This is a genomic window from Paraburkholderia sp. Ac-20340 (assembly GCF_017104965.1).
Taxonomy (GTDB): domain Bacteria; phylum Pseudomonadota; class Gammaproteobacteria; order Burkholderiales; family Burkholderiaceae; genus Paraburkholderia.
On record NZ_JAAGPR010000001.1, the window covers coordinates 44,248 to 69,754 of the forward strand.

At 60.6% G+C, this 25,507-nt stretch carries 22 protein-coding genes and 1 pseudogene; 8 read left to right on the forward strand and 15 right to left on the reverse strand.

The features are described from left to right. The first annotated feature begins 724 nt into the window (after nucleotides 1-724). Nucleotides 725-3,487 (forward strand): hypothetical protein, encoded by a 2,763-nt coding sequence (locus G3N59_RS00205; protein ID WP_205980463.1) that lies wholly within the window; start codon nucleotides 725-727, stop codon nucleotides 3,485-3,487. Nucleotides 3,488-3,686: 199 nt separating this feature from the next. Then, nucleotides 3,687-4,313: a hypothetical protein gene (locus G3N59_RS00210; protein ID WP_205980464.1), complete on the forward strand. Its 627-nt coding sequence runs from the start codon at nucleotides 3,687-3,689 to the stop codon at nucleotides 4,311-4,313. Here the strand turns inward: G3N59_RS00210 and G3N59_RS00215 are convergent. The 7 genes from G3N59_RS00215 to G3N59_RS00245 all read right to left on the reverse strand — a co-directional run bounded on the left by G3N59_RS00215 (nucleotide 4,310) and on the right by G3N59_RS00245 (nucleotide 12,050). After that, nucleotides 4,310-5,230 (reverse strand): 3-hydroxyacyl-CoA dehydrogenase family protein, encoded by a 921-nt coding sequence (locus G3N59_RS00215; protein ID WP_205980465.1) that lies wholly within the window; start codon nucleotides 5,228-5,230, stop codon nucleotides 4,310-4,312. The two genes, G3N59_RS00210 and G3N59_RS00215, sit on opposite strands and share 4 nt — an antisense overlap. A gap of 114 nt (nucleotides 5,231-5,344) precedes the next feature. Next, a complete protein-coding gene (locus tag G3N59_RS00220; RefSeq protein ID WP_241023100.1) occupies nucleotides 5,345-6,784 on the reverse strand; it encodes a gamma-aminobutyraldehyde dehydrogenase in 1,440 nt (479 codons plus the stop codon). A gap of 44 nt (nucleotides 6,785-6,828) precedes the next feature. Next, complete coding sequence (locus tag G3N59_RS00225) at nucleotides 6,829-7,638, reverse strand: ABC transporter permease (protein ID WP_205980466.1); 810 nt, start codon at nucleotides 7,636-7,638, stop codon at nucleotides 6,829-6,831. Further along, nucleotides 7,628-8,590: an ABC transporter permease gene (locus tag G3N59_RS00230; RefSeq protein ID WP_241023101.1), complete on the reverse strand. Its 963-nt coding sequence runs from the start codon at nucleotides 8,588-8,590 to the stop codon at nucleotides 7,628-7,630. Before G3N59_RS00230 ends, G3N59_RS00225 begins: the two co-directional genes overlap by 11 nt. Before the next feature lie 2 nt (nucleotides 8,591-8,592). Next, the gene (locus G3N59_RS00235) at nucleotides 8,593-9,618 is read right to left on the reverse strand and encodes an ABC transporter ATP-binding protein (protein WP_205980467.1); all 1,026 of its coding nucleotides are present in this window, start codon (nucleotides 9,616-9,618) and stop codon (nucleotides 8,593-8,595) included. A gap of 54 nt (nucleotides 9,619-9,672) precedes the next feature. Then, on the reverse strand, nucleotides 9,673-10,839 hold the full coding sequence (locus G3N59_RS00240) for an ABC transporter substrate-binding protein (RefSeq protein ID WP_241023102.1): 1,167 nt from the start codon (nucleotides 10,837-10,839) through the stop codon (nucleotides 9,673-9,675). A 293-nt stretch (nucleotides 10,840-11,132) separates the two neighbouring features. Next, nucleotides 11,133-12,050, reverse strand: a complete 918-nt coding sequence (locus G3N59_RS00245; RefSeq protein ID WP_205980468.1) for a LysR family transcriptional regulator — start codon at nucleotides 12,048-12,050, stop codon at nucleotides 11,133-11,135. Between the two features lie 163 nt (nucleotides 12,051-12,213). Here G3N59_RS00245 and bla point away from each other — a divergent pair, with 163 nt between their 5' ends. Then, nucleotides 12,214-13,086, forward strand: a complete 873-nt coding sequence (gene bla, locus G3N59_RS00250; protein WP_205980469.1) for a class A beta-lactamase — start codon at nucleotides 12,214-12,216, stop codon at nucleotides 13,084-13,086. Then, the gene (locus G3N59_RS00255; RefSeq protein WP_205980470.1) at nucleotides 13,068-14,267 is read left to right on the forward strand and encodes an acyltransferase; all 1,200 of its coding nucleotides are present in this window, start codon (nucleotides 13,068-13,070) and stop codon (nucleotides 14,265-14,267) included. The genes bla and G3N59_RS00255 overlap by 19 nt, the downstream gene beginning before the upstream one ends. 332 nt (nucleotides 14,268-14,599) lie before the next feature. Here G3N59_RS00255 and G3N59_RS00260 read toward each other — a convergent pair whose 3' ends face one another. Next, entirely contained in the window at nucleotides 14,600-15,163 is a 564-nt protein-coding gene (locus tag G3N59_RS00260; RefSeq protein WP_205980471.1) for a hypothetical protein, read from the reverse strand. A gap of 223 nt (nucleotides 15,164-15,386) precedes the next feature. Next, entirely contained in the window at nucleotides 15,387-16,415 is a 1,029-nt protein-coding gene (locus tag G3N59_RS00265; protein ID WP_205980472.1) for a hypothetical protein, read from the reverse strand. 552 nt (nucleotides 16,416-16,967) lie between these two features. Between G3N59_RS00265 and G3N59_RS00270 the strand changes: the two genes are divergently transcribed. Continuing rightward, a complete protein-coding gene (locus tag G3N59_RS00270) occupies nucleotides 16,968-17,777 on the forward strand; it encodes a hypothetical protein (RefSeq protein ID WP_205980473.1) in 810 nt (269 codons plus the stop codon). A 206-nt stretch (nucleotides 17,778-17,983) separates the two neighbouring features. On the opposite strand, the gene G3N59_RS00275 is transcribed toward G3N59_RS00270, so the two are convergent. From G3N59_RS00275 to G3N59_RS00290, 4 genes are all read right to left on the reverse strand, one after another. Beyond that, complete coding sequence (locus tag G3N59_RS00275) at nucleotides 17,984-19,168, reverse strand: arabinose transporter (protein WP_205980474.1); 1,185 nt, start codon at nucleotides 19,166-19,168, stop codon at nucleotides 17,984-17,986. A 12-nt stretch (nucleotides 19,169-19,180) separates the two neighbouring features. Next, nucleotides 19,181-19,408 (reverse strand): tautomerase family protein, encoded by a 228-nt coding sequence (locus G3N59_RS00280; protein ID WP_205980475.1) that lies wholly within the window; start codon nucleotides 19,406-19,408, stop codon nucleotides 19,181-19,183. Between the two features lie 61 nt (nucleotides 19,409-19,469). Beyond that, on the reverse strand, nucleotides 19,470-20,207 hold the full coding sequence (locus G3N59_RS00285; protein WP_205980476.1) for an SDR family oxidoreductase: 738 nt from the start codon (nucleotides 20,205-20,207) through the stop codon (nucleotides 19,470-19,472). 73 nt (nucleotides 20,208-20,280) lie between these two features. Continuing rightward, the gene (locus G3N59_RS00290) at nucleotides 20,281-20,742 is read right to left on the reverse strand and encodes a cupin domain-containing protein (protein WP_241023103.1); all 462 of its coding nucleotides are present in this window, start codon (nucleotides 20,740-20,742) and stop codon (nucleotides 20,281-20,283) included. Nucleotides 20,743-20,940: 198 nt separating this feature from the next. Between G3N59_RS00290 and G3N59_RS00295 the strand changes: the two genes are divergently transcribed. Then, nucleotides 20,941-21,843 (forward strand): LysR family transcriptional regulator, encoded by a 903-nt coding sequence (locus G3N59_RS00295; RefSeq protein ID WP_205980477.1) that lies wholly within the window; start codon nucleotides 20,941-20,943, stop codon nucleotides 21,841-21,843. A 300-nt stretch (nucleotides 21,844-22,143) separates the two neighbouring features. Here G3N59_RS00295 and G3N59_RS00300 read toward each other — a convergent pair whose 3' ends face one another. Further along, nucleotides 22,144-22,752: a short chain dehydrogenase gene (locus G3N59_RS00300; protein WP_205980478.1), complete on the reverse strand. Its 609-nt coding sequence runs from the start codon at nucleotides 22,750-22,752 to the stop codon at nucleotides 22,144-22,146. A 166-nt stretch (nucleotides 22,753-22,918) separates the two neighbouring features. On the opposite strand from G3N59_RS00300, the pseudogene G3N59_RS36855 reads away from it, so the two are divergent. Then, nucleotides 22,919-23,180: pseudogene (locus G3N59_RS36855) on the forward strand (LysR substrate-binding domain-containing protein); the annotation flags it as partial. Here the strand turns inward: G3N59_RS36855 and G3N59_RS00310 are convergent. After that, nucleotides 23,087-24,022 carry a LysR family transcriptional regulator gene (locus G3N59_RS00310; RefSeq protein WP_205980479.1) on the reverse strand — a complete coding sequence of 312 codons (936 nt, stop codon included), beginning with the start codon at nucleotides 24,020-24,022 and terminating at the stop codon, nucleotides 23,087-23,089. The pseudogene G3N59_RS36855 and the gene G3N59_RS00310 overlap by 94 nt on opposite strands. Nucleotides 24,023-24,132: 110 nt before the next feature. Here G3N59_RS00310 and G3N59_RS00315 point away from each other — a divergent pair, with 110 nt between their 5' ends. Then, on the forward strand, nucleotides 24,133-25,503 hold the full coding sequence (locus G3N59_RS00315; protein ID WP_205981047.1) for an SGNH/GDSL hydrolase family protein: 1,371 nt from the start codon (nucleotides 24,133-24,135) through the stop codon (nucleotides 25,501-25,503). Nucleotides 25,504-25,507: the final 4 nt, after the last annotated feature.

Consider the following 25,507-nt stretch of genomic DNA (forward strand, 5'->3'; position numbering starts at 1 on the left):
TGCAAGGCGATTGCACTTGAGCACTTTGCTGCCGTGCGAGAGACCGATGTGCGCACAACGAACGTAACGATGCGCGCGACATTGGGCGTAACGTAATGGCTCATGTTCCGTGTTACGGGGCTGGCCGTAACACAGGTAAACCTGGGTAATGAAACGCCATGCGAATGCGATATTCAGCGCGAATTTGTTAATCGATGCGAAAGGGAATTCGCATAATCGGATAGCGATTTCTGTGGATGGGCGGTGGCGTTTTTTGAAAGTTGCGCGGATGGTTTGCAGATCATTTTCGACCTGTTCATATGGGTAGGTTGCGCGAACATTTCGTCTCGGTCATCCTCGCCGGATATGCCGGGAGCTGTGTCTGTGTTTTGCGATTTAAATAATCGGTAGTGCGTTTTTGTTTTTGTATCGGCGAATAGTTTTTCTCCCATTTCGCGATTCGCTTCCGCGATATCGACCGTCTCGCTGCACTCGCAACTTTCTTTGCGCTCCTATCCCTCTCGTGTTGGCGCTCATGTCACGTTACGCAATTTCGTAACGTCGGTGGATTTCCCTGTTACGTCTAATCAATTCGCATTGACTGCATCGATTTTGATGTCGTGAATGTGCCGTCGTTACGTGTTGTGGCCGGTTTGCTCGCGTTGGCATGGTCTCTGCAGTGTGTGGTCCCGCAGCCGACCGCTGCGATAACCAACCTAAAGAGAGACTAGCGATGGGGAACAACGTGAAGACGCGAATCACCACGATGGCGTTGTGCACCGCGGCAGTTTTCGCCGCGGCGGCCAGCGGTGCAGCACGGGCGGATTCGACGGCGCCGGGGGGCGTGGCAGTGGGGGCGGCGGCTGGAGCAGGCGCCACGCCGGGAACGATTGTGATTGGCGGCGGTATCGTCGGCGTGGCGACGGGCAACGACGTCACCGTGGCGGTGGGCGGCGCGGCTGGGCTCGCGGTGAATTACGGCGGTCAGCCGCTCGCGCAACTCGGCGGGTTGGTGGGGGCGTTGCAGGGCGCGGGTGGGAGTGATCCGCTGGCGCCTGTTACTGGCGCGGTGAGTACGGTTACGGGGGCGTTGTCGGGTGCTGGCGGGAGTGATCCGCTTGCTCCTGTGACTGGCGCTGTGAGTACGGTTACTGGCGCGTTGTCGGGTGCTTCGGGTAGCGACCCGCTTGCTCCTGTGACTGGCGCGGTGAGTACGATTACTGGAGCATTGTCGGGAGCATCGGGTAGCGACCCGCTCGCGCCTGTGACTGGCGCGGTGAGTACGATTACTGGAGCATTGTCGGGTGCTGGCAGTAGCGACCCGCTTGCTCCTGTGACTGGCGCGGTGAATACGATTACTGGCGCGTTGTCGGGTGCAGGCGGTAGCGATCCGCTTGCTCCTGTGACTGGCGCTGTGAGTACGATTACTGGCGCGTTGTCTGGTGCATCGGGCAGCGATCCGCTTGCTCCAGTGACTGGCGCTGTGAGTACGATTACTGGCGCGTTGTCGGGTGCATCGGGTAGCGACCCGCTTGCTCCAGTGACTGGCGCTGTGAGTACGGTTACTGGTGCGCTGTCGGGCGCGTCGGGCAGCGATCCGCTTGCCCCGGTGACTGGCGCTGTGAGCGCGGTTACCGGTGCGTTGTCGGGAGCGTCGGGCAGCGACCCGCTTGCGCCTGTGACTGGCGCGTTGAGTACGATTACTGGCGCATTGTCGGGTGCTGGCAGTAGCGATCCGCTTGCTCCGGTGACTGGTGCGGTGAGCGCGGTTACTGGCGCATTGTCGGGTGTAGGCGGTAGCGATCCGCTCGCGCCTGTGACCGGTGCGGTGAGCACGATTACTGGCGCGTTGTCGGGTGCATCGGGCAGCGACCCGCTCGCTCCGGTGACTGGCGCTGTGAGCGCGGTTACCGGTGCGTTGTCGGGTGCATCGGACAGCGATCCGCTTGCTCCTGTGACTGGCGCTGTGAGCACGGTTACCGGTGTGTTGTCGGGTGCTGGCGGGAGTGATCCGCTCGCGCCTGTGACGAGCGCAGTGAACACCGTGACCAGCACGCTGGCCAACGCAGCAGGTAGCGACCCGCTCGCGCCTGTAACGAGTGCAGTCGACACGGTCACGAGCACGCTCGCCAATGCCGCAAGCAGCGACCCGCTGACGCCTGTGACGAGCGCGGTGAACACGGTGACCAGCACGCTGGCTAACGCAGCAAGCAGCGATCCGCTCGCTCCGGTCACCGACGCAGTGAACACCGTAACGAGCGCTCTGTCTGGAGCGACTAGTGGCAACCCGCTTGCGCCTGTGACGAACGTTGCCAATGCAGCGACGAGCACGCTCACGAACGCAGCGAACGCCACCACGGGCAATCTCGCGAACACGGTCAACGCCACGACCAGCACGCTTGCAAACGCGGTTAACACCGAAGTGGGCGCGCTGAGCACGGCGTCCGGTACGACGACGGCGAATGTCGTGAATACCGTCGATTCGACGACGGGCATTGTCGCCAATGCACTGAATTCGGGATCGAGCACGCTGGCCAGCACGCTCAACTCGCTGACTTCAGCGGCATCGAGCGCAGCAGGCAGCGACCCGCTCGCGCCAGTGACGAGTGCAGTGAACACGGTAACGAGCACGCTTGCCAACGCAGCAGGCAGCGACCCGCTGACGCCGGTAACAAGCGCAGTGAACACGGTGACCAGCACGCTCGCCAACGCAGCAGGCAGCGATCCGCTGACGCCGGTAACGAGCGCAGTGAACACGGTGACCAGCACGCTCGCAAACGCAGCAAGCAGCGACCCGCTGACGCCGGTAACCAGCGCAGTGAGCACGGTAACGAGCACGCTCGCAAACGCAGCAAGCAGCGATCCGCTCGCGCCGGTAACGAGCGCAGTGAACACGGTAGCCAGCACGCTCGCCAATGCAGCAGGCAGCACGCCGCTCACGCCGATCACGAGCGTCGTCAACACGGTCACCAGCACGCTCGGCAGCGCCGCCGGCAGCAACCCGCTCACCCCGGTCACATCGGCGGTGAACACGCTCACCAGCGCCACCGCGCCGCTCAGCAGCACCGTCAACACGGTGACGAGCACGCTTGCCAGCGCCAACCCGATCACGCCGATCACCGGTGCGCTCGGCACGGTCACCGGCACGGCTGGCACGCTGACGGGCACGCTCGGCAGCATCGCGAAGACCAACCCGGTCGTGCCGCTGGTTAGCGCGACGACGGGGGCACTCGGCTCGACGCTGGCATCGGCGACCACGGTGACGGCGGCGGTGACGGGCGTAGTCGGCGCGGGCGTGAGCGTCACGAACAGCGCGGCGAATGCGAGCACGGCGACGGCCGGACAGACGAGCGGCACGGCCAGCTCCAGCGCCACGGGCGCGCTCGCGCCGGTGACGGGCCTGGTGGCCTCGATCGGCTCGACGGCGACGCACGCCGCGGGATCGAGCAGCGCGCTCGCGCCGGTCACGAGCCTGCTGAGTTCGGTCACGGGCGCCCTGCCCAAGTAACAACGCAACCAGCAATATCAGCAACATCAGTTAGTCGAGGGGAACAAGGGCCGATCAACCACAACCAATCAAGGCCCGTTGCAGCACGGAGAAGCCGGCCTCGCGCCGGCTTCTTCTCTTTTATCCCGGGTGAGCTATGATCGCAGCGGTGCGCCAGCACGATCCGTCATCGCTTCATGAAAGGCTTTCACACAGCACGATGAGCAGCCTGCGTCTACATCTCTGTTCGATTCTGGGCACGATCGCGGTTTATCTGCTCACGCTCTGGATCGACGAATTGCTGTTCCTGCACAGCGGATTCCCGCGCTTCGTCGAATGGATTTATCTGCCCACGGGGATTCGCCTGTTGAGCACGCTGCTATTAGGCGTCGATGGCGCGATCGGCCTGCTGATTTCCGCGCTGCTGGTCGATTTTTTTCATTATTTTCCGCACGACCCGGCGCGCGCGATTGCTGGCGCGGTGATCAGTTCGGTGGGACCGTATGCGGTTTACCGGCTGGCGCTGGAGCGCTATGGCCTCAAGGCGTCGCTGGCGAATCTCTCGGCGCGGCGCCTGCTCGTGCTGGCTTTCGCGGTTGCCTTCACGAATTCCACCTTGCATCACGTCTGGTTCGCGCTGGCCGGTTCGACGCCGAATCTGCTGGAGAGCTACAGCATGATGTTCGGCGGCGATCTGCTCGGCGCGCTGATGTTGCTCTATATCGTCAAAGGGCTGCTGACCCTGCTGCCCGCGCAGCCGGGGCGCACGCGCATGACGGACGGCATGTTCCGCATACGCATCGCGCTCGACAGCGCCTATAACAACCAGTTGCGCGAGCGCACCTAGCCGCCTGCAATCAGCTTGCGCCGCGCGGCTTTCACGCGTGCGAGATGCGCGTCGTCCCAGTCGTAGAAGCCCGCGCCGCTGCGCACGCCCACGCGTCCCGCGTTCACCTGCTCGCGCAGCAGATCGATCACGTCTTCGTCCTTCGCGAGTTCGGGCATCAGATGCGATGAAATATCGACGAACGTATCGAGCCCGCCCATATCCGCGCCCTCGAACGGCCCGACGATACCCCAACGCCGCCCCAGCGACGCCTTCATCACGCGATCGACCACTTCCGGGCTCGCCGCGCCCGAGCGCACGATATTGAGCGCCTCGCGCAGCACCGCGAATTGCAGCCGGTTGCCGACGAAACCCGGAATCGCTTTCGCGAGCACCACCGGCTCCATGCCGATGGCGCTCATCAAGGCCTCGGTGCGCGCCGTGACGTCGGGCGCGGTGGCGCTGCCCGGCACGACTTCGACGAGCGGAATCATATGCGGCGGATTCCAGAAATGCGCGATCACAAAGCGCTCGGGCGCGCTCAAGGCGCGAGCGAGCAGATCGGGTTCGAAGCCGCTGGTGTTGCTGGCGAAAATCGCATCGGGGGCGAGCACGGCGTCGAGTTGCGCGTAGAGCGCGTGCTTGAGATCGAGCACTTCGGGCACGGCTTCGAATACGAATTGCGCCTGCGCCATTACGTCGAGTTGCGCGCTCGTTTCGATACGCGATAACGCCGCCGCGCGTGCATCCGCATCGATCCGGCCCGCGTCGATCAGTTCGTCGAGGACCGCTTCGGCTTTTGCGCTCACGCTCGCGAGGCGCGCGGCATCGACGTCGTGGACGATCGTACGCAACCCGTGCAGCGCGCATTGCGTCGCGATGCCCACGCCCATCAACCCCGTGCCGACTACGCCTGCTACGGTCACCTTGCTGTCCATGCCGGTTGCCCTCCTTGATTGATTCTGGCTCGACGCTCACTCGAGCGATCAGCAAGCATAACGCTTCGCAACATCCAGGAGGGCGAAGCCGGGCAAGCGCCCGGCGCGTTGCGATTACGAAAAGCGCGCCATGATATGCCGCGCGCAGGTGTACTCCTCCAGCGCGAACATCGACATATCCTTGCCGTAGCCCGAACGTTTCATGCCGCCGTGCGGCATTTCGCTGACCAGCGTGAAGTGCGTATTGATCCACGTGCAGCCGTATTGCAGTTCGGCGGCCACCTTGAACGCCTTGTTGACGTCGCGGGTCCAGACCGAACTGGCGAGGCCGAAATCCGAATCGTTGGCCCAGTCGATGGCCTGTTCCGTGCCTTCGAAACGCGTCACCGAAACCACCGGCCCGAACACTTCGCGGCGCACGATTTCGTCGTCCTGACGCGCGCCCGCAATGACGGTGGGTTCGTAGAAGAAACCGCGCGTATCGGCAATCTTGCCGCCCGTGGTGATTTCGATGTGCTTCTGGCTGGCGGCGCGCTCGACGAAACTCGCGACGCGTCCGCGCTGGCGCTCGGAGATCAGCGGGCCCATTTCCACGCCTTCCATATGCTGCTCGCCATAGCGGATCGAACCGACGGCGCTCGACAGGTCGGCCACCAGTTTGTCGTAGATCTTGCCTTCGGCGTAGACGCGGCACGCGGCCGTGCAATCCTGGCCCGCGTTGTAGAAGCCGAACGTGCGCAAGCCCGCGACGACCTCGTCGAGATCGGCATCGTCGAATACGATCACGGGCGCCTTGCCGCCCAGTTCCAGATGCGTGCGTTTCACCGTTCGCGACGCCGCTTCCAGAATGCGCTGGCCCGTGGAGACATCGCCGGTGATCGAGATCATGCGCACCTGCGGCTGCGTGATGAGCGGCGCGCCCACGGTGTCGCCGCGACCCGTCACGACGTTGATGACGCCTGCGGGAAAGATCGACGCGATCAATTCCGCGAGCTTGAGCGTGGTGAGCGGCGTCTGCTCCGAAGGCTTGAGCACGACCGTGTTGCCCGCGGCCACGGCGGGCGCGAGCTTCCACGCTGCCATCATCAGCGGATAGTTCCAGGGCGCGATGGACGCCACCACGCCAACAGGATCGCGGCGGATCATGCTGGTGTGGCCTTCGAGGTATTCGCCGGCGATCGGGCCGTGCTGCGTGCGGCATGCGCCTGCAAAGAAGCGGAATACATCGGCGACGGCGGGGATTTCGTCGTTGAGCGCGCCCAGGTAGGGCTTGCCGCAATTCAGCGATTCGAGCCGCGCGAATTCGGTGGCGCGCGCTTCGATGGCATCGGCGAGTTTGAGCAGCAGCGTCGCACGATCCTTCGGTGTACTACGCGACCATTTGGGCCACGCATGGCTCGCGGCGGCCGTGGCGGCCTGAACCTGTTCGAGCGAGGCTTCGGCTACGAGCGAGATCACTTCGCCCGTCGACGGGTTGTAGATGTTTTCCTTGCTGCCCTGGCCCGGCACGAATTCGCCGCCGATCAAAAGGCTGGTTTGCAACGATTTTTCCATGTGATTTCTCGTGGTGACTGGATGGGCTATGGGTGCCTGAGGGTTTAGCGGCTGCTGCCTGCCGTGCTTTCGGTGTCGCGCGTGAGGTACCACGTGCCAAAAATCGGAATCATCGTGACGGCCATCACCAGCAGCGCGACCACGTTGGTAATGGGCACGTCGCGCGGTCGCGAAAGCTGGTTGAGCAGCCAGATCGGCAGCGTGCGTTCCTGTCCGGCCGTGAACGTCGTGACGATGATTTCGTCGAAGCTCAGCGCGAAGGCGAGGATCGCGCCCGCCAGCAAAGCGGTGGCGATCTGCGGCAGCACGATATGGCGGAAGGTCTGCCAGCCGTCCGCGCCCAGGTCCATGGAAGCTTCGATCAGGCTGGCGGGCATGCGGCGCATCCGCGCGACCACGTTGTTGTAGACCATCACCACGCAGAAGGTGCCATGACCGACGGCAATGGTCCAGAAGCCCAGGTCGAGATTCGCGGTCTTGAACGCCGAAAGCAGCGCGATGCCGGTGATGATGCCCGGCAGCGCAATCGGCAGGATCAGCGCGAAGGTGATGGCTTCCTTGCCGAAGAAGTTGCGCCGATACAGCGCGCCAGCGGCCGCCGTGCCGAGGACCACGGCCAGCAGCGTGGCGAGCGCCGCCACTTTCACGGAGAGCCACGCGGCGTCGAGCATATCGTCGCGGGCGAAGGCATCGGCGAACCAGTGCAGCGTGAAGCCCTTGAGCGGGAAGCTGAACGCGCTGGTTTCGGTGTTGAACGCGTAGAGCGCGACCACCAGAATCGGCAGATGCAGGAAGGCGAGGCCGCCCCAGGCGGCGCAGCGCAACAGGCGCGAGGGTTGGGCGTCAGAGTGCATCGAAGGCTCCGAGTCGTCGGGCGATGACGAGATACACGCCGATCAGCAGCATCGGCACGACGGTGAAGGCGGCGGCCATCGGCACGTTGCCGATCGAGCCTTGCATCGTATAGACCATGGTGCCGATAAAGAGCCCGCTCGGGCCGACCAGTTGCGGAATGATGTAGTCGCCGAGCGTGAGCGAAAACGTGAAGATCGAACCCGCGACAATGCCCGGAAACGCCAGCGGCAGCACCACGGTGCGAAAGGTCTGGCCCGGATGGGCACCCAGATCGGCGGAGGCTTGCAGCAGGTTGCCGGGAATGCGTTCGATGGCGGCCTGGATCGGCAGGATCATGAACGGCAGCCAGATATAGGTGAACACCAGAAAGCGGCCGATATTCGAAGTCGACAGCGAATCGCCGCCAATCACCGGTACGCGCAGCAGCGCATCGAGCGCGCCGCGCAGATGCAGCATGTCGATCAGCCAGTACAGTATGCCGCCTTGCGCGAGGATCACGGTCCACGCATAGACCTTGACGATATAGCTCGCCCACATCGGCAGCATCACGGCCACATAAAACAGGCCTTTTTTCCAGCCCTTGGCGTAGCGCGCCATGTAATACGCGACGGGGAAGGCGAGCAGCGCGCTCGCCAGCGTGACGCAGCAGGCCATCGCCGTGGTGCGCAGAATGACGTCGAGATTCGCGGCGTCGCGGATCAGCGCCAGATAGTTCGCGAGCGTGAAATCGGGGCTCACGGCCATCGTGAAGTCGTCGAAGCGCCACACGCTTTGCAGCAGCAGCGCGAACAGCGACCCCAGATAGACCACGCCGAACCATAGCAGCGGCGGCAACAGCAGCATCAGCAGATAGAGATTCGCGTGGCGGTGCAGGAAGCTGCAGACACGGCGCACGAGACCGTCGCGCGCGATCGGCGTGCGTGGTACGGCGGAATTCGACGTCGTCGCCATGCTCATCTCCGTTGCTCCAGCGCGACCATCGAATGGCGCGGCCACGCGAGCGTCACCTGCGCGCCGACCTGTGGCAGTGCGCTGCTCGCATCGTCCTGATTGGCGACGGTGACCGCCAGCATTTGTCCGGCTTCGGAGCGCACCTCGTAGCGGCTCGTCGCGCCGTAATACTGGATATCGACGAGTGTGCCGGGCAGGCGCACATCGTCGGCGCCCGTGTTTGCCGTATCGATAAAGCGAATATGCTCGGGCCGGATCGAAAACGGTTGAGCGCTGCCGACGCGTTGCAGTGAAGCGGCATCCGCAATTACGTTAGATGTCCCAACGAAATCGGCAACAAAGGGCGTGGCCGGGCGCGTGTAGAGATTGCGCGGCGTATCGACCTGTTCGATGCGTCCCTGGTTGAACACGGCCACACGATCCGACATCGACAGCGCTTCGCCCTGATCGTGCGTGACATAGACGAAGGTGACGCCGAGCTTGCGTTGCAGCGTCTTGAGCTCCGTTTGCATCTGCTCGCGCAGCTTGAGGTCGAGCGCGCCCAAAGGCTCGTCGAGCAACAGGATGCGCGGGCGCCGCACCAGCGCGCGCGCCAGCGCCACGCGCTGCCGCTGGCCGCCCGAAAGCTGGCCAGGGCGCCGCGCGCCATAACCGCCCAGCGCGACCAGATCGAGCGCTTCCTCCGCCTCGCGATGGCGCGTGCGCTTGTCCACGCCGCTCACCAGCAGCCCATACGCCACGTTGTCGCGGATATTCATATGCGGGAACAGCGCGTAGTCCTGGAACACCGTGTTGACGTCGCGCTGATACGGCGGCAGGCCGGTGGCGTCGCGGCCGTGCAGCACCACGCGGCCCGCGCTGGGCTGCTCGAAGCCCGCAATGAGGCGCAGACAGGTGGTCTTGCCCGAGCCGGACGGCCCGAGCATCGAGAAGAATTCGCCGTCCTCGACCACGAGTGAGACGTCGTCCACGGCGCGCACGCCGTCATAGTGGCGCGAGACCTTCGAGAATTCGACTGCGCTGTTCATAGCGGTTCCTGCGAGATGCGTGAGTATGGGCGGCGAGACAGATAGTATGGATTCCTATCGTCCGCCCATGATCGAGATGAAGTCCTGGGTCCAGCGGCTGTACGGCACGCATTGACCTTGTGCGCAGCTGGCGACCGGCGTTTTCCAGAAGTGAATCTGGTCGAAGCGGTCATAGCCGTTGGCCGCGCAGAAGTTCGAACCGCCCACGGCCTTCTGGTTGCAGCCGCCCGCGATCACCGGATTCGAGCCGAACCACTCGGCCAGATCGGCCTGCAGTTTGCGATTGAGCGACCAGTTCATCCACTTGTAGGCGCACACCGGATGTGGTGCGTCGGCGTGAAGCATGGTCGTGTCGGCCCAGCCGGTTGCGCCTTCCTGCGGAATCGTCGCGGCGATCGGGAATTTCTCGCCCTGCAGCGAATTGACCGTATAGCCCCACGCGCTCGATACGGCGATACCTTCGTTCTTGAAGTCGTTCATCTGCACGGTCACGTCATGCCAGTAGCGATGCACGAGCGGCTTTTGCGTGCGCAGCACCTTGAGCACTTCGGCGTATTGCGCTTCGCTCAGTTCATACGGGTCCTTGATGCCGAGCGCGGGATTCTTGTGCATCAGATAGACGGCGGCATCGGCCACGTAGATCGCGCCGTTATAGGCCTGCACGCGGCCCTTGTTGCTCTTTCCGTCGGGCAGCGTCTGCTGCTCGAATACCACCGACCACGAAGTGGGCGCCTTCGGGAAAATCTTCGTGTTATAGGCGAGGAAGTTCGCGCCCCACTGATAGGGCACGCCGTAATGCACGCCGTTGACCGTGTGCCACGGCGCGTTCTGCAGGCGCGGCTCGATGGTGCTCCATGCGGGAATCAGCGCCGTGTTGATCGGCTGCACCTTCTTGCCGTAGACGAGGCGCAGGCTCGCATCGCCCGATGCCGTCACGAGGTCGTAGCCGCCCTGGTTCATTAGCGTGACCATTTCGTCGGAGGTCGCGGCGGTCTTCACGTTGACCTTGCAACCACTTTCCTTTTCGAAGCCGGTGACCCAGTCGTATTTCTTGTCGGTGTCGCCGCGTTCGATATAGCCGGGCCACGCGATGATATTGACCTGGCCTTCGGGCTTGCCGAGTTGCTTGAGCGGCTCGGACGGCGCGGCCGCGCTGGCGAGCCCTGCGTTGACGAAGGTGGCAAGGGCGATGGCGGCGGCCAGTTTTGAGTTGTGCGACATGCTCCGGGTCCTCGTAGGTGGTGTTCTTTGACGGCGTTCCGCAGGCGTGGCGGGCGGCGTTTGAGGCGATGCGCTGAAGGTCGGAGCTATTCTAGGAGGCAGGTTTTTTTGTCAGCCAGACCGAAACCCAGATACGAGCTATCGGCAAAACCGAATGCTATGCGTGCGCGAATGGCCAGAAAAGCGCGGGAGACGAGAGGAAGTCGCGCCGCTCCGTAGAAACCCGAACAGCGATGTAAGCGGAATAAACTGTATTCGTTATTTGCGAATGCAATTTCGCATGTATCGGAAATTCAGATCGAATTCTTGTTGTGCGTGCGCGAATACTCGCGGGCGACCACCAGAAAGTGCTGCACCATCTCCGGCAGCGCAAGGCTGCGCCGCCACGCGATGCCGATATCGACCGTGGGCATGTCGCCCAGAATCTTGCGCACTTCGAGCCGGTCGCCGTCGAGCGACCATGGGCGATACAGCACGTCCGGCAGGATTGACAGACCCGCGCCCGTGGCGACCAGACTGCGCACCGCCTCCACGGAAGCCGTGCGCATGACCGTATTCGGCCGCAAGCCGGCGGCGCGCCAGAAAGCCGTGGTGTTGTCTTCGAGTTCGTCCACCTTCAGCATGATCATGCCTTCGTTGGCGATCTCCTGAAGCGAGATGCTGCCGAGCCCGCGCAACGCATGATTGGCGGGAAGCCACAAACGCCAGGCGGCTTGAATGAGCGATTCGGTTTCGATCGCCTGGCTGTTTTCCACGTTCGAGACGATCAGCACGGCGACATCGAGTTCGCCATTCACCAGCAGATGCTCGATGTAATCGCGCTGATCCTCGATCACCTGCACTTCGACTTTCGGATAAACGCGCTTGTAGTGATCGAGCAGATAGGGCAGGAAATAGCCCGTCATCAGGCTCGTGACGCCCACATTCAATCGGCCGGTGCGTGCATCGGGCCGCGCGGATAGCGCCTGCTGCGCGTTGCGCACGGCCGCCAGAATCTGATGCGCGTGACGCAGGAACTGATGCCCCGCATGCGTGAGCACCATGCCGCGCGCGTGGCGCACGAACAGTTGCGCGCCCAGTTCGCTTTCGAGTCCCTTGATGGCTTCGGTGATCACCGACTGCGAAATATTGAGCGTTTGCGTCGCGCCCGTGACCGATTCGGCTTCGGCGACAGCGATGAAATAGCGCACGCTCTTGACGGAAAGGCTCATGCGGGGCGAACGGTTGGCCGGTTTTTTGGGATGAGGAAGTATATATCGGGTGGGTAGGCCTGAATCAATGCGTAATGGCTTTCGCCTTTCACGAGTAGCGATTTCGTGTGACCATGCTTGCCGATTTCTCTATCTGTCAACCATTCATGACCGGGATTGCGTTGTGACTCATTCGCCTGTGCGTCGTACCTTGATGTTGGGTTTATCCGCGCTTGCCGGTGCGGTTTTACTGCCGGCGGCGCGTGCCGCGAATGCCCCACTTCTCGCCGATATCGAGCGTCGCCACGGCGGGCGTCTTGGCGTCCATGCGATCGATACGGGCTCGGGCCGCGTACTCGAACATCGCGCGGACGAACGCTTTCTGATGTGCAGCACTTTCAAGGGCATGCTGGCGGCGCAGGTGCTGGCACGCGTCGATGCGGGCAAGGAGCAACTGGATCGGCTCGTGCACTACACGGCGCAGGATCTGATTTTTACCTCGCCGGTTACCAAAGCGAATCTGGCGCGTGGCGCTTTGCCGGTGCGCGCGCTCTGCCAGGCGATCATCGAAGAAAGCGACAACACGGCGGCGATTTTGCTGATGCGTAGCGTCGGGGGGCCGCCTGCGCTCACGCAATTCCTGCGCGATATCGGCGACAACGTGACGCGCTCGGATCGTTACGAACCTCACTCCAACCACAACGACGGCGTGCTCGATACCACGACGCCGCGTGCGATCGTCACTTCGGCGCGGGCGGTGTTGCTGGGCGAGGTGCTGAGCGCGGGTTCGCGCGCGCAACTGGAGCAATGGATGGTGGCCTGCAAGCCGGGACTCAATCGATTACGCGCGGTTTTGCCGGGGGACTGGCAAGCGGCGGATCGTCCCGGCACAAGCGTGGAAGCGGAAACCAACGACTACGCGCTGGTGCGCCCGCCAGGCCGCGCGCCTTTGCTGATTGCCGCGTATTACGACGCGCCCGGTGTGAGCATGGACGCGCGCGAAGCGGTACTGCGCGAAGCAGGCAAGGTATTCGTGCAATGGGCGACGGCGGCGTGATACGCGGGGAAACTAGGCAGGCGGGGTACGGGGGCCGCAATGGTCAGATCGACATCATGCGCGGTATTGCGATTCTGCTCGTTCTATTTCACCACTTCAATATCGCGTATCGGTTGGATGACACCGCGCTGGCGCGTGCGATCGGCTGGGATGCGGTGCGGGCCGTTGCGCGCAACGGCAACTATGGCGTGACGATGTTCTTCGTGATTTCGGGCTATCTGATTACGACGAATGCGCTTAAACGCTGGAATGACTTGCGCAATATCGAACTCCGGGCGTTCTATGTGCTGCGGATAGCGCGCATTGCTCCAGCGCTCGTCCTTTTGCTCGTGGTCGTCAATTCGCTGGCCTGGGCGGGTATTCCGATCTTTATGAACCATGCGCAGCAGGGCGAGCCGGTATTGTCGTTCTGGCTGGTGAATCTCGCATCGTTGACCTTCTGGATGAACGTGTTGATTGGCGCGCACGGCTGGGTCAACTATGCGCTGGGCGTGCTGTGGTCGCTATCTGTCGAGGAAGTGTTTTATCTCTCGTTCCCGCTTCTCTGTCTCGTGCTACGGCGTGAAGCGTGGTTGTTCGCGGTTTGGGCTGCGTTTATCGTTATCGGGCCGCTGTACCGGCTGGGTCATCAAGGCGAGGAAGAGCAGTTCCTGTACGCGTATTTCGCGTGCTTCGACGGCATCGCAACGGGCTGCTGCGCAGCGTTGCTCGCCCGGCGTCGTTTGTCGGGCGGTCGAGCGCAAAGTGCTTTGCGTTGGGGTGTCATCGTGCTCATGATCTGGCTTTATCTTGGCTGGCCCATTTCGCAGAGCAACGTTTTTGGTGTCACGGCGATTGCGTCAGGTACGGCGGTTTTGCTGCTGACCGCGCGTGATAAAAGCGCAGGGTGGTTGGGCTTTTCGTGGCTGGGTAGATTGAGCTACGAGCTTTATCTGTTTCATCTAATCGTGCTCGGTTTGCTGCGTACGTTCTTTGTGCCAGCTTTGGCGACGGCGGAATCAAAGCTGATATTGCTGGCGGTCTACCTGCTGTGTTCGGCGATCGTGAGTATGGCCATTGCGCGCTTCTACGCAGAGCCATTGAATCGTGGCATACGTCGCTGGTTCGCTGCGCGACATCGCGCTGCTACGGATGTGCACGACGAAGATCAGCGGTTGAGCCCGGAGTGGACGGAACGCTAGCAGGTTGAGAACAGAGCTGGGAGAGCCGGTGCGTTCAATCTGCGGCGCGGCGCGCGTTTAATGTCGGCATTCGTTGAACGTTGAACCGCCGACGTCGACGGCAAAAGGCTTTGCGGGCGATATGGTCATTTAGCATTGAACCCGCGCGCCACTTAACTTTGCACGTTCAGAAGCACGGTTCATTTACGTTTGAACTTTCTTTCCGGCCACGGTGGTCGTGATGGTACATCGATTGTCGAGGCGTCGAGCGCGCCGATACGGCGGGCGAACGTCGCTGAGCGAGCCATGGGGGACCTTCGACTTTCCCCAAAGCGGCCGTTCAACGTGTGCGGTTAGATAGGGTTTGGGTTGGCAAGCAGCGCTGCTGACTCATCAAACCATTTTAGGAACTTATCGATAGCGTCGGCGACGGCGGGTATTGTTGCATGCAAGGGCAGAATGGTGTCGGAACCACGTCGCAGAATAACAATCTTCGCCGCGTGTGCCGGTGGGCAGAAAATGAAAGCCTTACCTTCCCGGTCGAATTGCTCGCCCCAATTCGTCAAGAAATTGAAAATGCCATATTTCTCCCAATCGCGCTCGCATTCGAAGACGGTTCGAACGTCATCTTCAAGTAGTCGATCGCCTTGAGCCCCGTACAGTAAGCGATCAAGACGATCGATTAACTGTTCGTCGCTCAGATTGTCCAGATCACCTCGCCAAAGATCTGGAAGGGCCGTCACGAGCTGCTTGAATCCTAGATATGCCGGATACAAAGAACATCGAGGATTAGAAAAATCGCCTATCGACGTATTCGCGCACCATACTTGCATTCGCCCGTAGACGGCGGAAGGCGGGACCAGACCAGGTTCGATCATGGCTTCGATGGCAAACTCAGATTTTGAACCGAATAACATCGATCAATGTCCGTGGTCTAAATAGTAGCGTTTTGTGACGAATCTCGTGAATGGCCGCTCATGGCCGACCACCGCCCGATGCGCTTCGCATGAACCGTTGCGGCATCGGAGTTGGGCGACCGGCGGAGTTCGACCTAAGCAGTGAGTTGGATCTACGAAAACTGAATGTCCGATGTTCGCACGAACAGACGGTCAAGGTGGATTCTATCGCTGCGGTAAGTGGTCAATCGCGGTAAGGTCTGCCCGATTGATCGGTTGGCGAAAGCGACTTGACGAATGGCGCACCTAGCAGGCCGGGATTCAGTTCTACCGTGAAATGCTCACTTTTGCGATCCTTTTGGTTATTTGCGAGTGAGCAGGGCATTGGCAGGGAATGAAAGTTGTGGCCATTGAAAATCAGCGGACGCGCCGGATCAATTCCAAGCGAACAACCCGTTCCCTTCCCGTGATAAATGTGTACGTCCCCTTCGACCTGGAATGTTTGTGGTGTGAGTAATATGTCACCCACATAATTGTTCAGGAACGTGCTGGCTACGAAGCCGAGAAACAGCGAACTCACCACGCTCAGCGGAATCATTTCGGATGCGACCGCTCCCGCGAGCGCGTGATCTTTGAGGCGGGCGCGTAACACAAAAAACACCGCCACTGACAACAATAACCACCCGACGACCGCTGGTGGAACCAGCAAAAACGGATTAATTGATTCTCTTGTGAAAACTGCGGAGAAGGGAAACACAACGACAGCGAGAACGGAAGCCCATGCCCCGGGACGACGCAGGCAGCGCAAACTCTTCTCCGCATTGAGCTTGCTGCCCAAGATCGTCTCAAGGAGGCTCGCGGTTTCAGCGATCTGAGTTGTGAGTTCTTTGCGTGAGTCCTTGGGTATGCACCCGCCCATGGTCAGTTCGAGAGTCCGTTCGCCAAGCGACAGGCTGGAACCGTGTGCCAGTAATGCAGTTGCCGCCAGGCGAAATTTTTCGTCTAGCTGAAACTTCCGGATCATGACATCGTCCAGACCATATGCGACTACGTCGCGTGACCCATATGCGATTATGTTGCGGAACAGTGCCTTCGGGGGCATCAGATCAAGTAACTTCAGAATGCGCGACTTACCGTCAATATCGCTTGTTCGCTTGAGGCTGAATGCACCCCGCACATTACACGGCGTGCTGATCCGGGATCGGTGTCTCCCGGACTGCAGCTTGACGTGTCTGCGCGGCATAAGGACCTCGTCTTGGCGCGTATCGATCACACCTGTCTCCCCGGAAGAGTCTGCTCGACCATAGTGCTTTTTTTATTTTATCGATTTTCGCATTCGCACTTGCGAATGGTGTCGTACGTAGGCGCTTCGCAAATGGCTGCATTCGAAAGTAGAAGACATTTTCGAGTGTCGGCGCACTATCATCATGCAATGAGAGGAGCTGGCCAATCACCGCCTGACGCGCGTCGCATGAATCGTTGCGGCATCAGAGTTAGCCGACCGGGAGAGTGCGACCCGAACCGGTCGTCCGACCATGTCGGCATTGCTGTCTGCTTCGGTGAATATAGCCGTCATTCGAATCTCGCAATCCATTGAGCACGAAGGCTCGCGGAAGTCGACATACTGATATGATCGCCTGACCTAGTTTGCTTGGTCCTGTCTATGCGATTTTCCGTATTGATCGTTACAGCGGCAATACTACTTGCGGCATGTTCTGGCATTACGGGAGACTCCCATCCCCGAGCAGAAATTCCCCCCCTGAAGCCGAGTTCGGCGAGCAGCGCGGATCCTTCTCCGGAGGCCTCCGGCGGAAAAAGAATATTGATGGTTGACCGATTCGTGCAGCGACTGGCCGCTGTCGCGGATGCTGGTGCAATGTTTGACGTCAGTGCCACAATGCACGTGCTCGACATCGGTTATCGTGCTCAGACGTCCGATGCGATACCGTTACCGGCGGAGTGCCGCACGTATTCGGATCCGAAACAAGAAACGAAAACGACAGTTACTGCGGATGAGCGAAGCTGGTACAGAAGCACCAATTTCGGCGAAAGCAAGTGGACCACCGCACAAGCACTCGCAGTTAGTCCACCGTCGATCCGATATACCGTTGACCACACGATTCGATGCACAGACCGGTACTTGATACAAGACGGTACGGAAGCCCATCTGCAATTTACTTCGTTGCCGGCGTACGCGTGTATCACGCAATCGGATGTCTATCGCGCGTTGCCCGCTGCGCATCCTGCGGGTGGCGGCATGGGCATTCCCGTGATGACTTCATTCGTCGGCTATTCGGGCCGAACCAACGATGACATCGGGACCAGGCTCACGTTCACGTTTCGCTCAAATTCGCCGTGCGCCGTACAGGCGGAGATTCAACAATCGCAAGAAGACGGATTTCGATTTCAGCGGGCGCTTTGGGGGCACCAGGTATGCGTTGCAGAAGAACAGCATGACTACTGCGTCGCACATGGTGGTCCCTCAATCAGCCAGGCAGATTTGGAAGGCATCTCCGCGTACGTCGATGCACATTGCCCGACAATCAATGCGATGTACCTCAAGGAGCCGCATTCTGGTCAAAATCCGCCAAGGGGGGCGTTGCAGAGATTCCGACCAAATCCCTGCGGGTTCTAGACGCCGATCAAAGGGCGCCAAGCATCGCTGGCAAATGAATGCCCGTTGTAAGGAGCGCAGCGGACATTTAAACGTGGCCATCCCCACTTTCCGTAATGGCTGTTCCTGGCCGACTGTGGATCTATCCCATTTACACGGAGCGGTGCTTACCTTCCATCAAACCGAGCGTCGAAACGCAATTTGCAGCAGAAAAATGAGCGCGAGCGCTACCGTCTGCAAACCAATCGTCCTGCGATGCCTGCAGTGCAGGCGACAACCGCGGCACTCGCCAGAAATACTCCGCCCAGACCGACAAGTCCGCCCAGACAGCCCAGCAGTGGGCTGCCGACGGCCATTGCGACGTCAAGGAAAGCCGTGTAGACGCCCATCGCCAGCCCACGGTTGTTCTGTGGCGTTGCCCTGACCGCTTCCACACCTAGCGCCGGATAGACAAGCGAATAGCCAAGGCCCGAAATGAATGCGCCTACCGATGCGATGAGCGCCGTGTTGGCGAACCCTATCCATACCAGCCCCGCGGCCTGAACGACCACGAACGCCAGAGCGACCTTCGCAGCACCGAAGCGGTCCGGCAGATGGCCTGCTACTGTGCGCGCAAGAATCAACGCGAAGCCGAAGCACGTGAACGCCATCCAGACCGGATGCCAGTGCCTGTCAATATAGAGCAGGGAGCTAAAGGCGAGGATCGCGCAGTACCCTATGCTCGCCAGCGCTGCCGCCACGCCGGGTAACCAGACCGCACGGAGGACGGACTTCATCGAAGCACGCTCTGCGTGTGGATGTGGATGCACGGCGGGCATGTTGACGAGATATAGCAGAACGACCAGCGGCAGTAGGGCTGTCATCAACGCAATGGCGATAAAGCCAGCACACGAGTAGAGCATCGTTCCAACCGGGCCGCCAAATGCCATCGACGCGAACATGGCCGTGCCAATCCAGGCGATGACCTTTCCTGCGTGCTCCCTGTTCACGAGCCCAAGTCCCCATGAAACCGCGCCTGTGATGATGAAACTCTCCGCTGCACCAAGGACGGCACGCCCGGCAATCAGAATGACGACGGAGAGAACGGGTAGCCTCACGAATGCCAGCGATAGCAGATAAAGCAACCCTGCCGCAATGGCGCCAATCAGTCCGGCTACGACGGCTCGTTTGGGACCATGCCGATCCGAGTAGGCTCCAGACCAGATGCGTGAGACCAGTGACGCTGCAAACTGTGCGCCCGCCACAAGCCCCACGACAAACGTATTGAACCCAAGGTCGCGATGGACATGTAGCGGGAGCACTGGAAGTGCGACGCCGATAATCGTGAAGCCGACGAGCACGGCGGCCATGATGGGGAGTAGCGTCACCAGAACGGAGCCGTCCGCCTTCTTCACGGAGGGTAAATAAGACATTGAATTGCGCCTTTACATCCGGTAACCCGGTTTCTTTATCAAAATCTCAGGACGTTTCTGAATGTCGGGAACATACACATCGTCCTTCCATCGATTTGCTTCAATCTCTTCAAATGCGACCGAAACCGACTCCTCTCCGTAACCGAGGATCGCCATCACTTCACGGGTAATCGCATCCGCCAGTTTGTGCTTTTGCGCTTCGGTCCTTCCGGGCCATGCTTTTACAATGACATGTGGCATTGCTTGAATCTCCATGGGTTGAACAAAGGTCGGGCCAAGCCGCGAAGGCTGCCCGATTTCATCAAGATGCCTGACTGGTGGGCCTGAAGAGCACTTCATTGATATCGACGTCGTCCGGTTGGCTGATGGCAAACTCGACGACGCGCGCAAACGAACTGGGCGAAATGGCCTTCTCATAAGTCCTGGCCATATTGGCAGCGACGTCGCTGTCGGTAATGGTGTCGGTGAGTTCGGTCGCGACCGCGCCCGGCGACACAATGGTCGTGCGGATATTCCAGGGTTTGACTTCCTGTCGCAGTCCTTCAGAAATTGCTCGTACTGCCCATTTGGTACCCGCATAAACCGAACCTCCCGGACCCACCTTGTGACCTGCGACCGAGGAGACGTTGATAATCTGACCGGACATTTGCTTCTGCATGTGTGGCAGCGCCGCTGCGATTCCATAGAGAACGCCCTTGATGTTCACGTCGATCATTCGGTCCCATTCGTCGATCTTCAGCTTGTCGAGCATGGAACTGGGCATCAGCCCGGCGTTGTTCAGCAGCACATCGACGCGGCCATGGAGCGCAACTGCGCGATCGACGAGCGACTTCACCTGGTTGCGGTCAGTGACGTCGGTTTTCTGAATGGCGTCAGGGGGGAGATTGAGTTCGCGTGCCAGCGATTCGAGGCGCTCAAGGCGGCGGGCGCCAAGCACGACATGTGCGCCTGCTTTCGAGAGATGACGGGCGGTTTCCGCGCCCAGTCCGCTACTTGCGCCGGTGATGACGACGACTTTGTTTTCGATTCCTGATGACATGATTCAACTCCTTTAAATTTGGCAACTTTGCGATCGGAATTCGCTTTTCCAGACGCTCAATCCACCGCGACAACTATCGATACTGGGCATCGGAAACAGCCTCGAGCCAGTCCACGTTTTTGCCGTCCGCCCAATAAGTCAGAGCGACATGGCTCATCGCGGTCGTATCGGTCGCGCCGTGCCAGTGCTTTACATCGGCGGGGATCCAGACGACGTCTCCGGATTCGATGACGCGACGCTCCTTGTTTGCCTCCTGTATCCAGCCCATACCCGCAGTCACGATCAACAATTGACCCGCTGGGTGGCTGTGCCATGTCGTGCGCGCGCCCGGCGCGAAATCCACCAGTCCCACGCTGGCGCGCGTGGAGTCGTTTGGCGGCAGAAGCGGCCTGACACCTGCGTTGCCCGTGAAGTTGTCCGGTTTGCCGGCCACGACGGCAACTTCGGCGGCATTGCGAATTTCAATCCCGCTGCCCATTGCTGCAGTCGACGCAATACTGGCCGCGGACGCGGCCGCCGCAAATGCATGTTTCATGAATGACCTCGATGACGGGCGAACCGGATGAAGGCGGCAACCCGGATTACTGGAGTGGGAAATCAGCTGCGCGAGGCGCGATGGGTACGCTGTCTTTCGCGTGACGAATGGTGAAGCGTCCATGCATGCAATGTAAGCGACGTAGCAGTAAGAAACTAGCTGCTAGAATGAGATTGGACCTATAAGCGGAACTTCTCAATGGCCGGTGACAACCTCAATGATCTGGCGGCCTTTATGGTCGTCGCGCAGGAGAGAAACTTCACGCGTGCTGGCAAACGGCTTGGTGTTTCCCAGTCGGCGTTAAGTCAGACGGTCCGCGCGCTGGAAGCGCAGCTAGGGCTTCGTCTGCTCACGCGTACAACCCGCAGCGTCGTCCCCACCGAAGCCGGTGAGCGTCTGATGGCGTCGATTGGTCCGCGGATCGAGGAAATCCAGCGTGAGTTGATGGTGCTGAGTGGACTGCGCGACAAGCCCTCTGGGGTTATCCGCCTCACGGCCACCGAATACGCAGCTGAAGCGGTGCTGTGGCCCGCCATCGCGAAGCTGGTCGACGAGTATCCGGATATCAAGGTCGAAGTGCTCACGGACTATGGGTTGACGGACATCGTGAGAGATCGCTTCGATGCCGGTGTCCGTCCGGGGGAAACCATTGCAAAAGACATGATTGCTGTGCGGATTGGACCGCCGACGCGGATGGCGGTGGTCGGCTCACCGGAATACTTTTCGAAGCGCAAGGCGCCACGCAAGCCACAGGATCTCACGGCACACAGCTGCATCAATCTTCGGCTGTCCAGTCACGGCGGCCTGTATCCGTGGGAGTTCGAGAAGCGCGGGAGAAAACTCAACGTCAGAGTGGACGGCCAACTCGTGTTCAACAGCAGCAGCCTGATTTTGCATGCAGCGCTCGAAGGGCGTGGGCTTGCCTATCTAACGGAAGGGCAAATGGCTCCGTACCTTGCAGACGGACGGTTGCTGCGCGTCCTGGAAGACTGGTGCGAGCCTTTCTCGGGATATCACCTTTATTATCCGAGTCGCCGTCAGCCTACGCCTGCGTTCGCTCTTCTCGTAGAGGCGCTTCGATATTCGCCAGGGAAGGGCTGACTTGCCCTGTTGTTTCTGGGGTTGGTCGATACGAGAGGCTGTTGGCGCCTCATCTCAGCTGTTGTTTGCTGTGCACGAGCAATGGCCGTTAGCGGAGTAGTGCAGCCGTTTCAGCAGCCAGTCCGCCTTCGCGCCTGGTCGGCAGAGTTTGTGGCGGCCCCGGCCGTTACGCAAGCCACGATCGCCACTGCTGCGTCGCCAGGAAGCCCGATCGGCACTCGCGCGTCGAGTCGCGGAGTGACAGTTCATGGCAGCGCTCGCGACATCAGGTGAATCACAAAGCGCTGCGAGTCACTCACGTCAATGGCCAACCCGATATACGCGGCCGCTATGCACGCCCTCTACGCTCCGTCGATAGGCCATTGCCACACGTATCGCCGGTACGCTTTCGTAACCAGGAAAGTACGGACCGAACCGCTCCATAGATTCAGTCAGTACGGTGGGGCTGACGGCATTGATCCGAATACCCCGTGGAAGATCGCAGGCGGCGGCGCGCACGAACCCTTCAATCGCAGCATTTGAGGCTGCGGCATTGGAGCCTTGTGCAATCGGATCATCGACTGCAATACCCGACGTAAGCGTGATCGACCCCTTGTCGTTCAGGTAGTGCAAACCAACGAGTGCGACTCGCACCTGACTGATCAGTTTGTCCTGCAAGCCTTTGTTGAAGTCGGCGACGGTCATCGTCTCGACTGGAGCCAGAATAACGTTGCCCGCGGCAACAATAATGGCGTCGATTTTTCCAACGGTCTCGAACAGCGCAGCGACGCTTTCATCACTGCGGATATCAACCGTCTGGTCCCCCCGGCTACGTCCAACGCGGATGATTTCGTGTTTGCCACTACGCGCAAGTTCGTCCGCTACGGGACGACCTACGTCCCCGCTGGCGCCGATCAAGACGATTTTCATGGAACGCTCCTTCTGTGAGTTCAGGGTCGAGGTCACCATTCTTTACCGAACCGAATCTTGAATAAATATGCTCAAATTTTTGACACTACTAACTCACAGTTAGTGATACGGACAAACTGCGTGGCATGAAAACCTTTATTGCCGTGGTGGAGGGAGGCAACTTCACCTGGCCGCCATCGCAGGCGCAGGATTGCTGCTACAGCCGGAAGTGCTGGTGGCGAATGATCTGGCCAGCGGGGCGTTGGTGCAGGTGTTGGAGGCTTACTCGCCGAAACCACGGCCTTGTCCGTATTGTGTATCGGCGGGATCGACAGGCACTGCCGAAGCTCACGCATCAAGTGAATGACTGCAGAGCCTGCAAACTTGCATGGGTGTCCACGTGCTCCACCAGAAAATCCAGAAACGCACGCACGCGCAACGGCATATAACCACCCTGGCCGACATAGACCGCATGAATATCCTCAACGTCGCCTGGATTGCAGTCTTCAAGAACCGGCAGCAGCGTTCCGTCAGCAATATCGCGCTGTACCTGAAACGCCGCCACACGAGCGAGGCCCAGACCGGCCAGAGCCAGTCGACGTAACGCTTCGCCATCGCTGGCTTGCGCGTTCCCGGTTACGGGCACCTGGATGTCCTTTCCTTCATGCCTCAGCGGCCATCCCGAACTGGCTCGCACATAGTTTGCGCCCAGGCGATTGTGTGAGAGCAATTGCTCCGGTGTAACAGGCATACCGTGGCGCTTGAGATAGCCCGGAGCGCCGACGATCAGCATGCGAGTGTCGCCCAACTTGCGCGCGACGAGGTTCGAACTCTTGAGCGGCCCGGCGCGAACGGCGACGTCGGTACGCTGCTCGAGGATGTCGATGACTTCGTCGGTCAGCACGATGTCGAGCGTCACGTCGGGATGCATCTCCAGGAATTTCGGTGCCAGCGGCAGCAGGAAGTGATGGCCGAAAGGCACGTTGGCATTCACGCGCAGGCGGCCGTGAGGAGCAGTGTGATCGCTCGCACAGCGCTCGGCTTCTGCCAGGTCGGCCAGGATGCGCACGCCGCGTTCATAGAACGCGCAGCCCTCGGGCGTGAGTTGCAATTGACGGGTGGAGCGGTTCACGAGGCGCGTGCCCAGGCGTTGCTCCAGACGCGCGATCAGCTTGCTGACGGCGGAGGGCGTCATACCGCAAGCCCGTGCGGCGGCGGAGAAGCCGCCCGATTCGATGACGCGCACGAACACTTCCAGTTCGCCAGATCGGTTGATGTCCAGACGAGCCATCGCATTCCCTCAGTGAATTGAATTCACAGATCCTTGTCCTCTGGCTAGTCTATGCCAGTCTGTTCTTTGAATTCATCATTAGTCGACACATTGCTATTGAATTCACTGACATGACGATACTCAAAAAATCGCGCGCCAAGGCTTCGGCTGCACTGGTCGTGGCGCTGGCGGCTAGCGGTGCTTCGATTACCACGCCTGCGCAAGCGCATTCATCGACGTGGGTTGCAACCTGGCAAGCCAGTCCGCAGCCTGTCTGGGGATCGGATTTCCTGTTTCCTGCCAATGTCCCGCAGGTATTGCGGGACCAGACCGTGCGTCAGGTGGCGCGCATCAGCGTGGGTGGTCGACGCTTGCGCATCGTGCTCAGCAACGCCTATGGCAGTCAGCCGGTGACCGTCGGTAAGGCCACGGTCGCGAGGGCCGGGCAGCAGGATGGCGTGACGGACAGCAGCGCGCGGCCGGTGACGTTCGGCGGCCGGGAAATGGCGAGCATCGCGCCAGGCGCCTCGTTAGTCAGCGACCCTGTGGCGTTGCCGGTGTCCGCGTTGGCGCAGGTGACCGTGAGCATTTATCTCCCGGATACAACGCCGATGACTACGTTCCACTGGGACGGCCGGCAGAGCGCCTGGATCGTGCCGGGAGACCAGAGTTCGGCCCTGGCGCTGACGAAGGCAGGCGGCGTCATGCAGAGCACCACGGCTCGGCTGCTACTGACAGGAATCGACGTCGAAACGGAGAGTGCTGCCCGCGCAGTGGTTGTGATCGGCGATTCGATCACCGATGGCGCGGCGGCTAGCCTGAACCAGGATAGTCGCTGGCCCGATTTCCTTGCCGCTCGTCTGGCGCCTGACGGTGTTGCTGTTGTCAACGCCGGCATTTCCGGTGCTCGACTGCTTTCCGATGGCATGGGCGTCAGCGCTCTGGCGCGGCTGGATCGGGATGTCCTGACGCAACCTGGGGTAGGCAGCGTCATCGTGATGCTGGGCATCAACGATATTGCCTGGCCTGGCACCGCCTTCGCGCGGACGGCGCGCCGGCCATCACTGGACGATCTGACCGCGGGGTATCGGCAGTTGATCGAGCAGGCGCATCGACGCGGTCTTCGTGTGATCGGCGCAACGCTCACGCCGTTCGAAGGAGCACTGCCAGGCACGCCGCTGGACAACTACTACGACGCCGATAAGGACGCCCTGCGCCAGCGCGTGAACGACTGGATTCGTCATAGCGGCGTATTCGATGCGGTGATCGATTTTGATGCAGCTTTGCGCGACCCCGTTCATCCGCAGCGATTGGCTGAGCGTTACGATTCCGGCGATCATTTGCATCCCGGCGATGCAGGCAACCGGAAGATGGCGGAGTTTGTCGATCTCGGTGCTTTGATACCGCAACCCGACGCTATGCAACGCGATAGGTCATCCGAGTTCGAGGTGGCTACCGACTCACACTTTCTGCAAGGGGCGAAGATAGGTCATGGAAATTGACTCG

Coding starts and splice junctions, on each gene's coding strand:
- G3N59_RS00210 (WP_205980464.1), top strand. CDS start 3,687: ATGAGCAGCCTGCGTCTACATCTCTGTTCGATTCTGGGCACGATCGCG.
- G3N59_RS00215 (WP_205980465.1), bottom strand. CDS start 5,230: ATGGACAGCAAGGTGACCGTAGCAGGCGTAGTCGGCACGGGGTTGATG.
- G3N59_RS00220 (WP_241023100.1), bottom strand. CDS start 6,784: ATGGAAAAATCGTTGCAAACCAGCCTTTTGATCGGCGGCGAATTCGTG.
- G3N59_RS00225 (WP_205980466.1), bottom strand. CDS start 7,638: ATGCACTCTGACGCCCAACCCTCGCGCCTGTTGCGCTGCGCCGCCTGG.
- G3N59_RS00230 (WP_241023101.1), bottom strand. CDS start 8,590: ATGGCGACGACGTCGAATTCCGCCGTACCACGCACGCCGATCGCGCGC.
- G3N59_RS00235 (WP_205980467.1), bottom strand. CDS start 9,618: ATGAACAGCGCAGTCGAATTCTCGAAGGTCTCGCGCCACTATGACGGC.
- G3N59_RS00240 (WP_241023102.1), bottom strand. CDS start 10,839: ATGTCGCACAACTCAAAACTGGCCGCCGCCATCGCCCTTGCCACCTTC.
- G3N59_RS00245 (WP_205980468.1), bottom strand. CDS start 12,050: ATGAGCCTTTCCGTCAAGAGCGTGCGCTATTTCATCGCTGTCGCCGAA.
- G3N59_RS00255 (WP_205980470.1), top strand. CDS start 13,068: ATGGGCGACGGCGGCGTGATACGCGGGGAAACTAGGCAGGCGGGGTAC.
- G3N59_RS00260 (WP_205980471.1), bottom strand. CDS start 15,163: ATGTTATTCGGTTCAAAATCTGAGTTTGCCATCGAAGCCATGATCGAA.
- G3N59_RS00270 (WP_205980473.1), top strand. CDS start 16,968: ATGGTTGACCGATTCGTGCAGCGACTGGCCGCTGTCGCGGATGCTGGT.
- G3N59_RS00275 (WP_205980474.1), bottom strand. CDS start 19,168: ATGTCTTATTTACCCTCCGTGAAGAAGGCGGACGGCTCCGTTCTGGTG.
- G3N59_RS00280 (WP_205980475.1), bottom strand. CDS start 19,408: ATGCCACATGTCATTGTAAAAGCATGGCCCGGAAGGACCGAAGCGCAA.
- G3N59_RS00285 (WP_205980476.1), bottom strand. CDS start 20,207: ATGTCATCAGGAATCGAAAACAAAGTCGTCGTCATCACCGGCGCAAGT.
- G3N59_RS00290 (WP_241023103.1), bottom strand. CDS start 20,742: ATGAAACATGCATTTGCGGCGGCCGCGTCCGCGGCCAGTATTGCGTCG.
- G3N59_RS00295 (WP_205980477.1), top strand. CDS start 20,941: ATGGCCGGTGACAACCTCAATGATCTGGCGGCCTTTATGGTCGTCGCG.
- G3N59_RS00300 (WP_205980478.1), bottom strand. CDS start 22,752: ATGAAAATCGTCTTGATCGGCGCCAGCGGGGACGTAGGTCGTCCCGTA.
- G3N59_RS00310 (WP_205980479.1), bottom strand. CDS start 24,022: ATGGCTCGTCTGGACATCAACCGATCTGGCGAACTGGAAGTGTTCGTG.
- G3N59_RS00315 (WP_205981047.1), top strand. CDS start 24,133: ATGACGATACTCAAAAAATCGCGCGCCAAGGCTTCGGCTGCACTGGTC.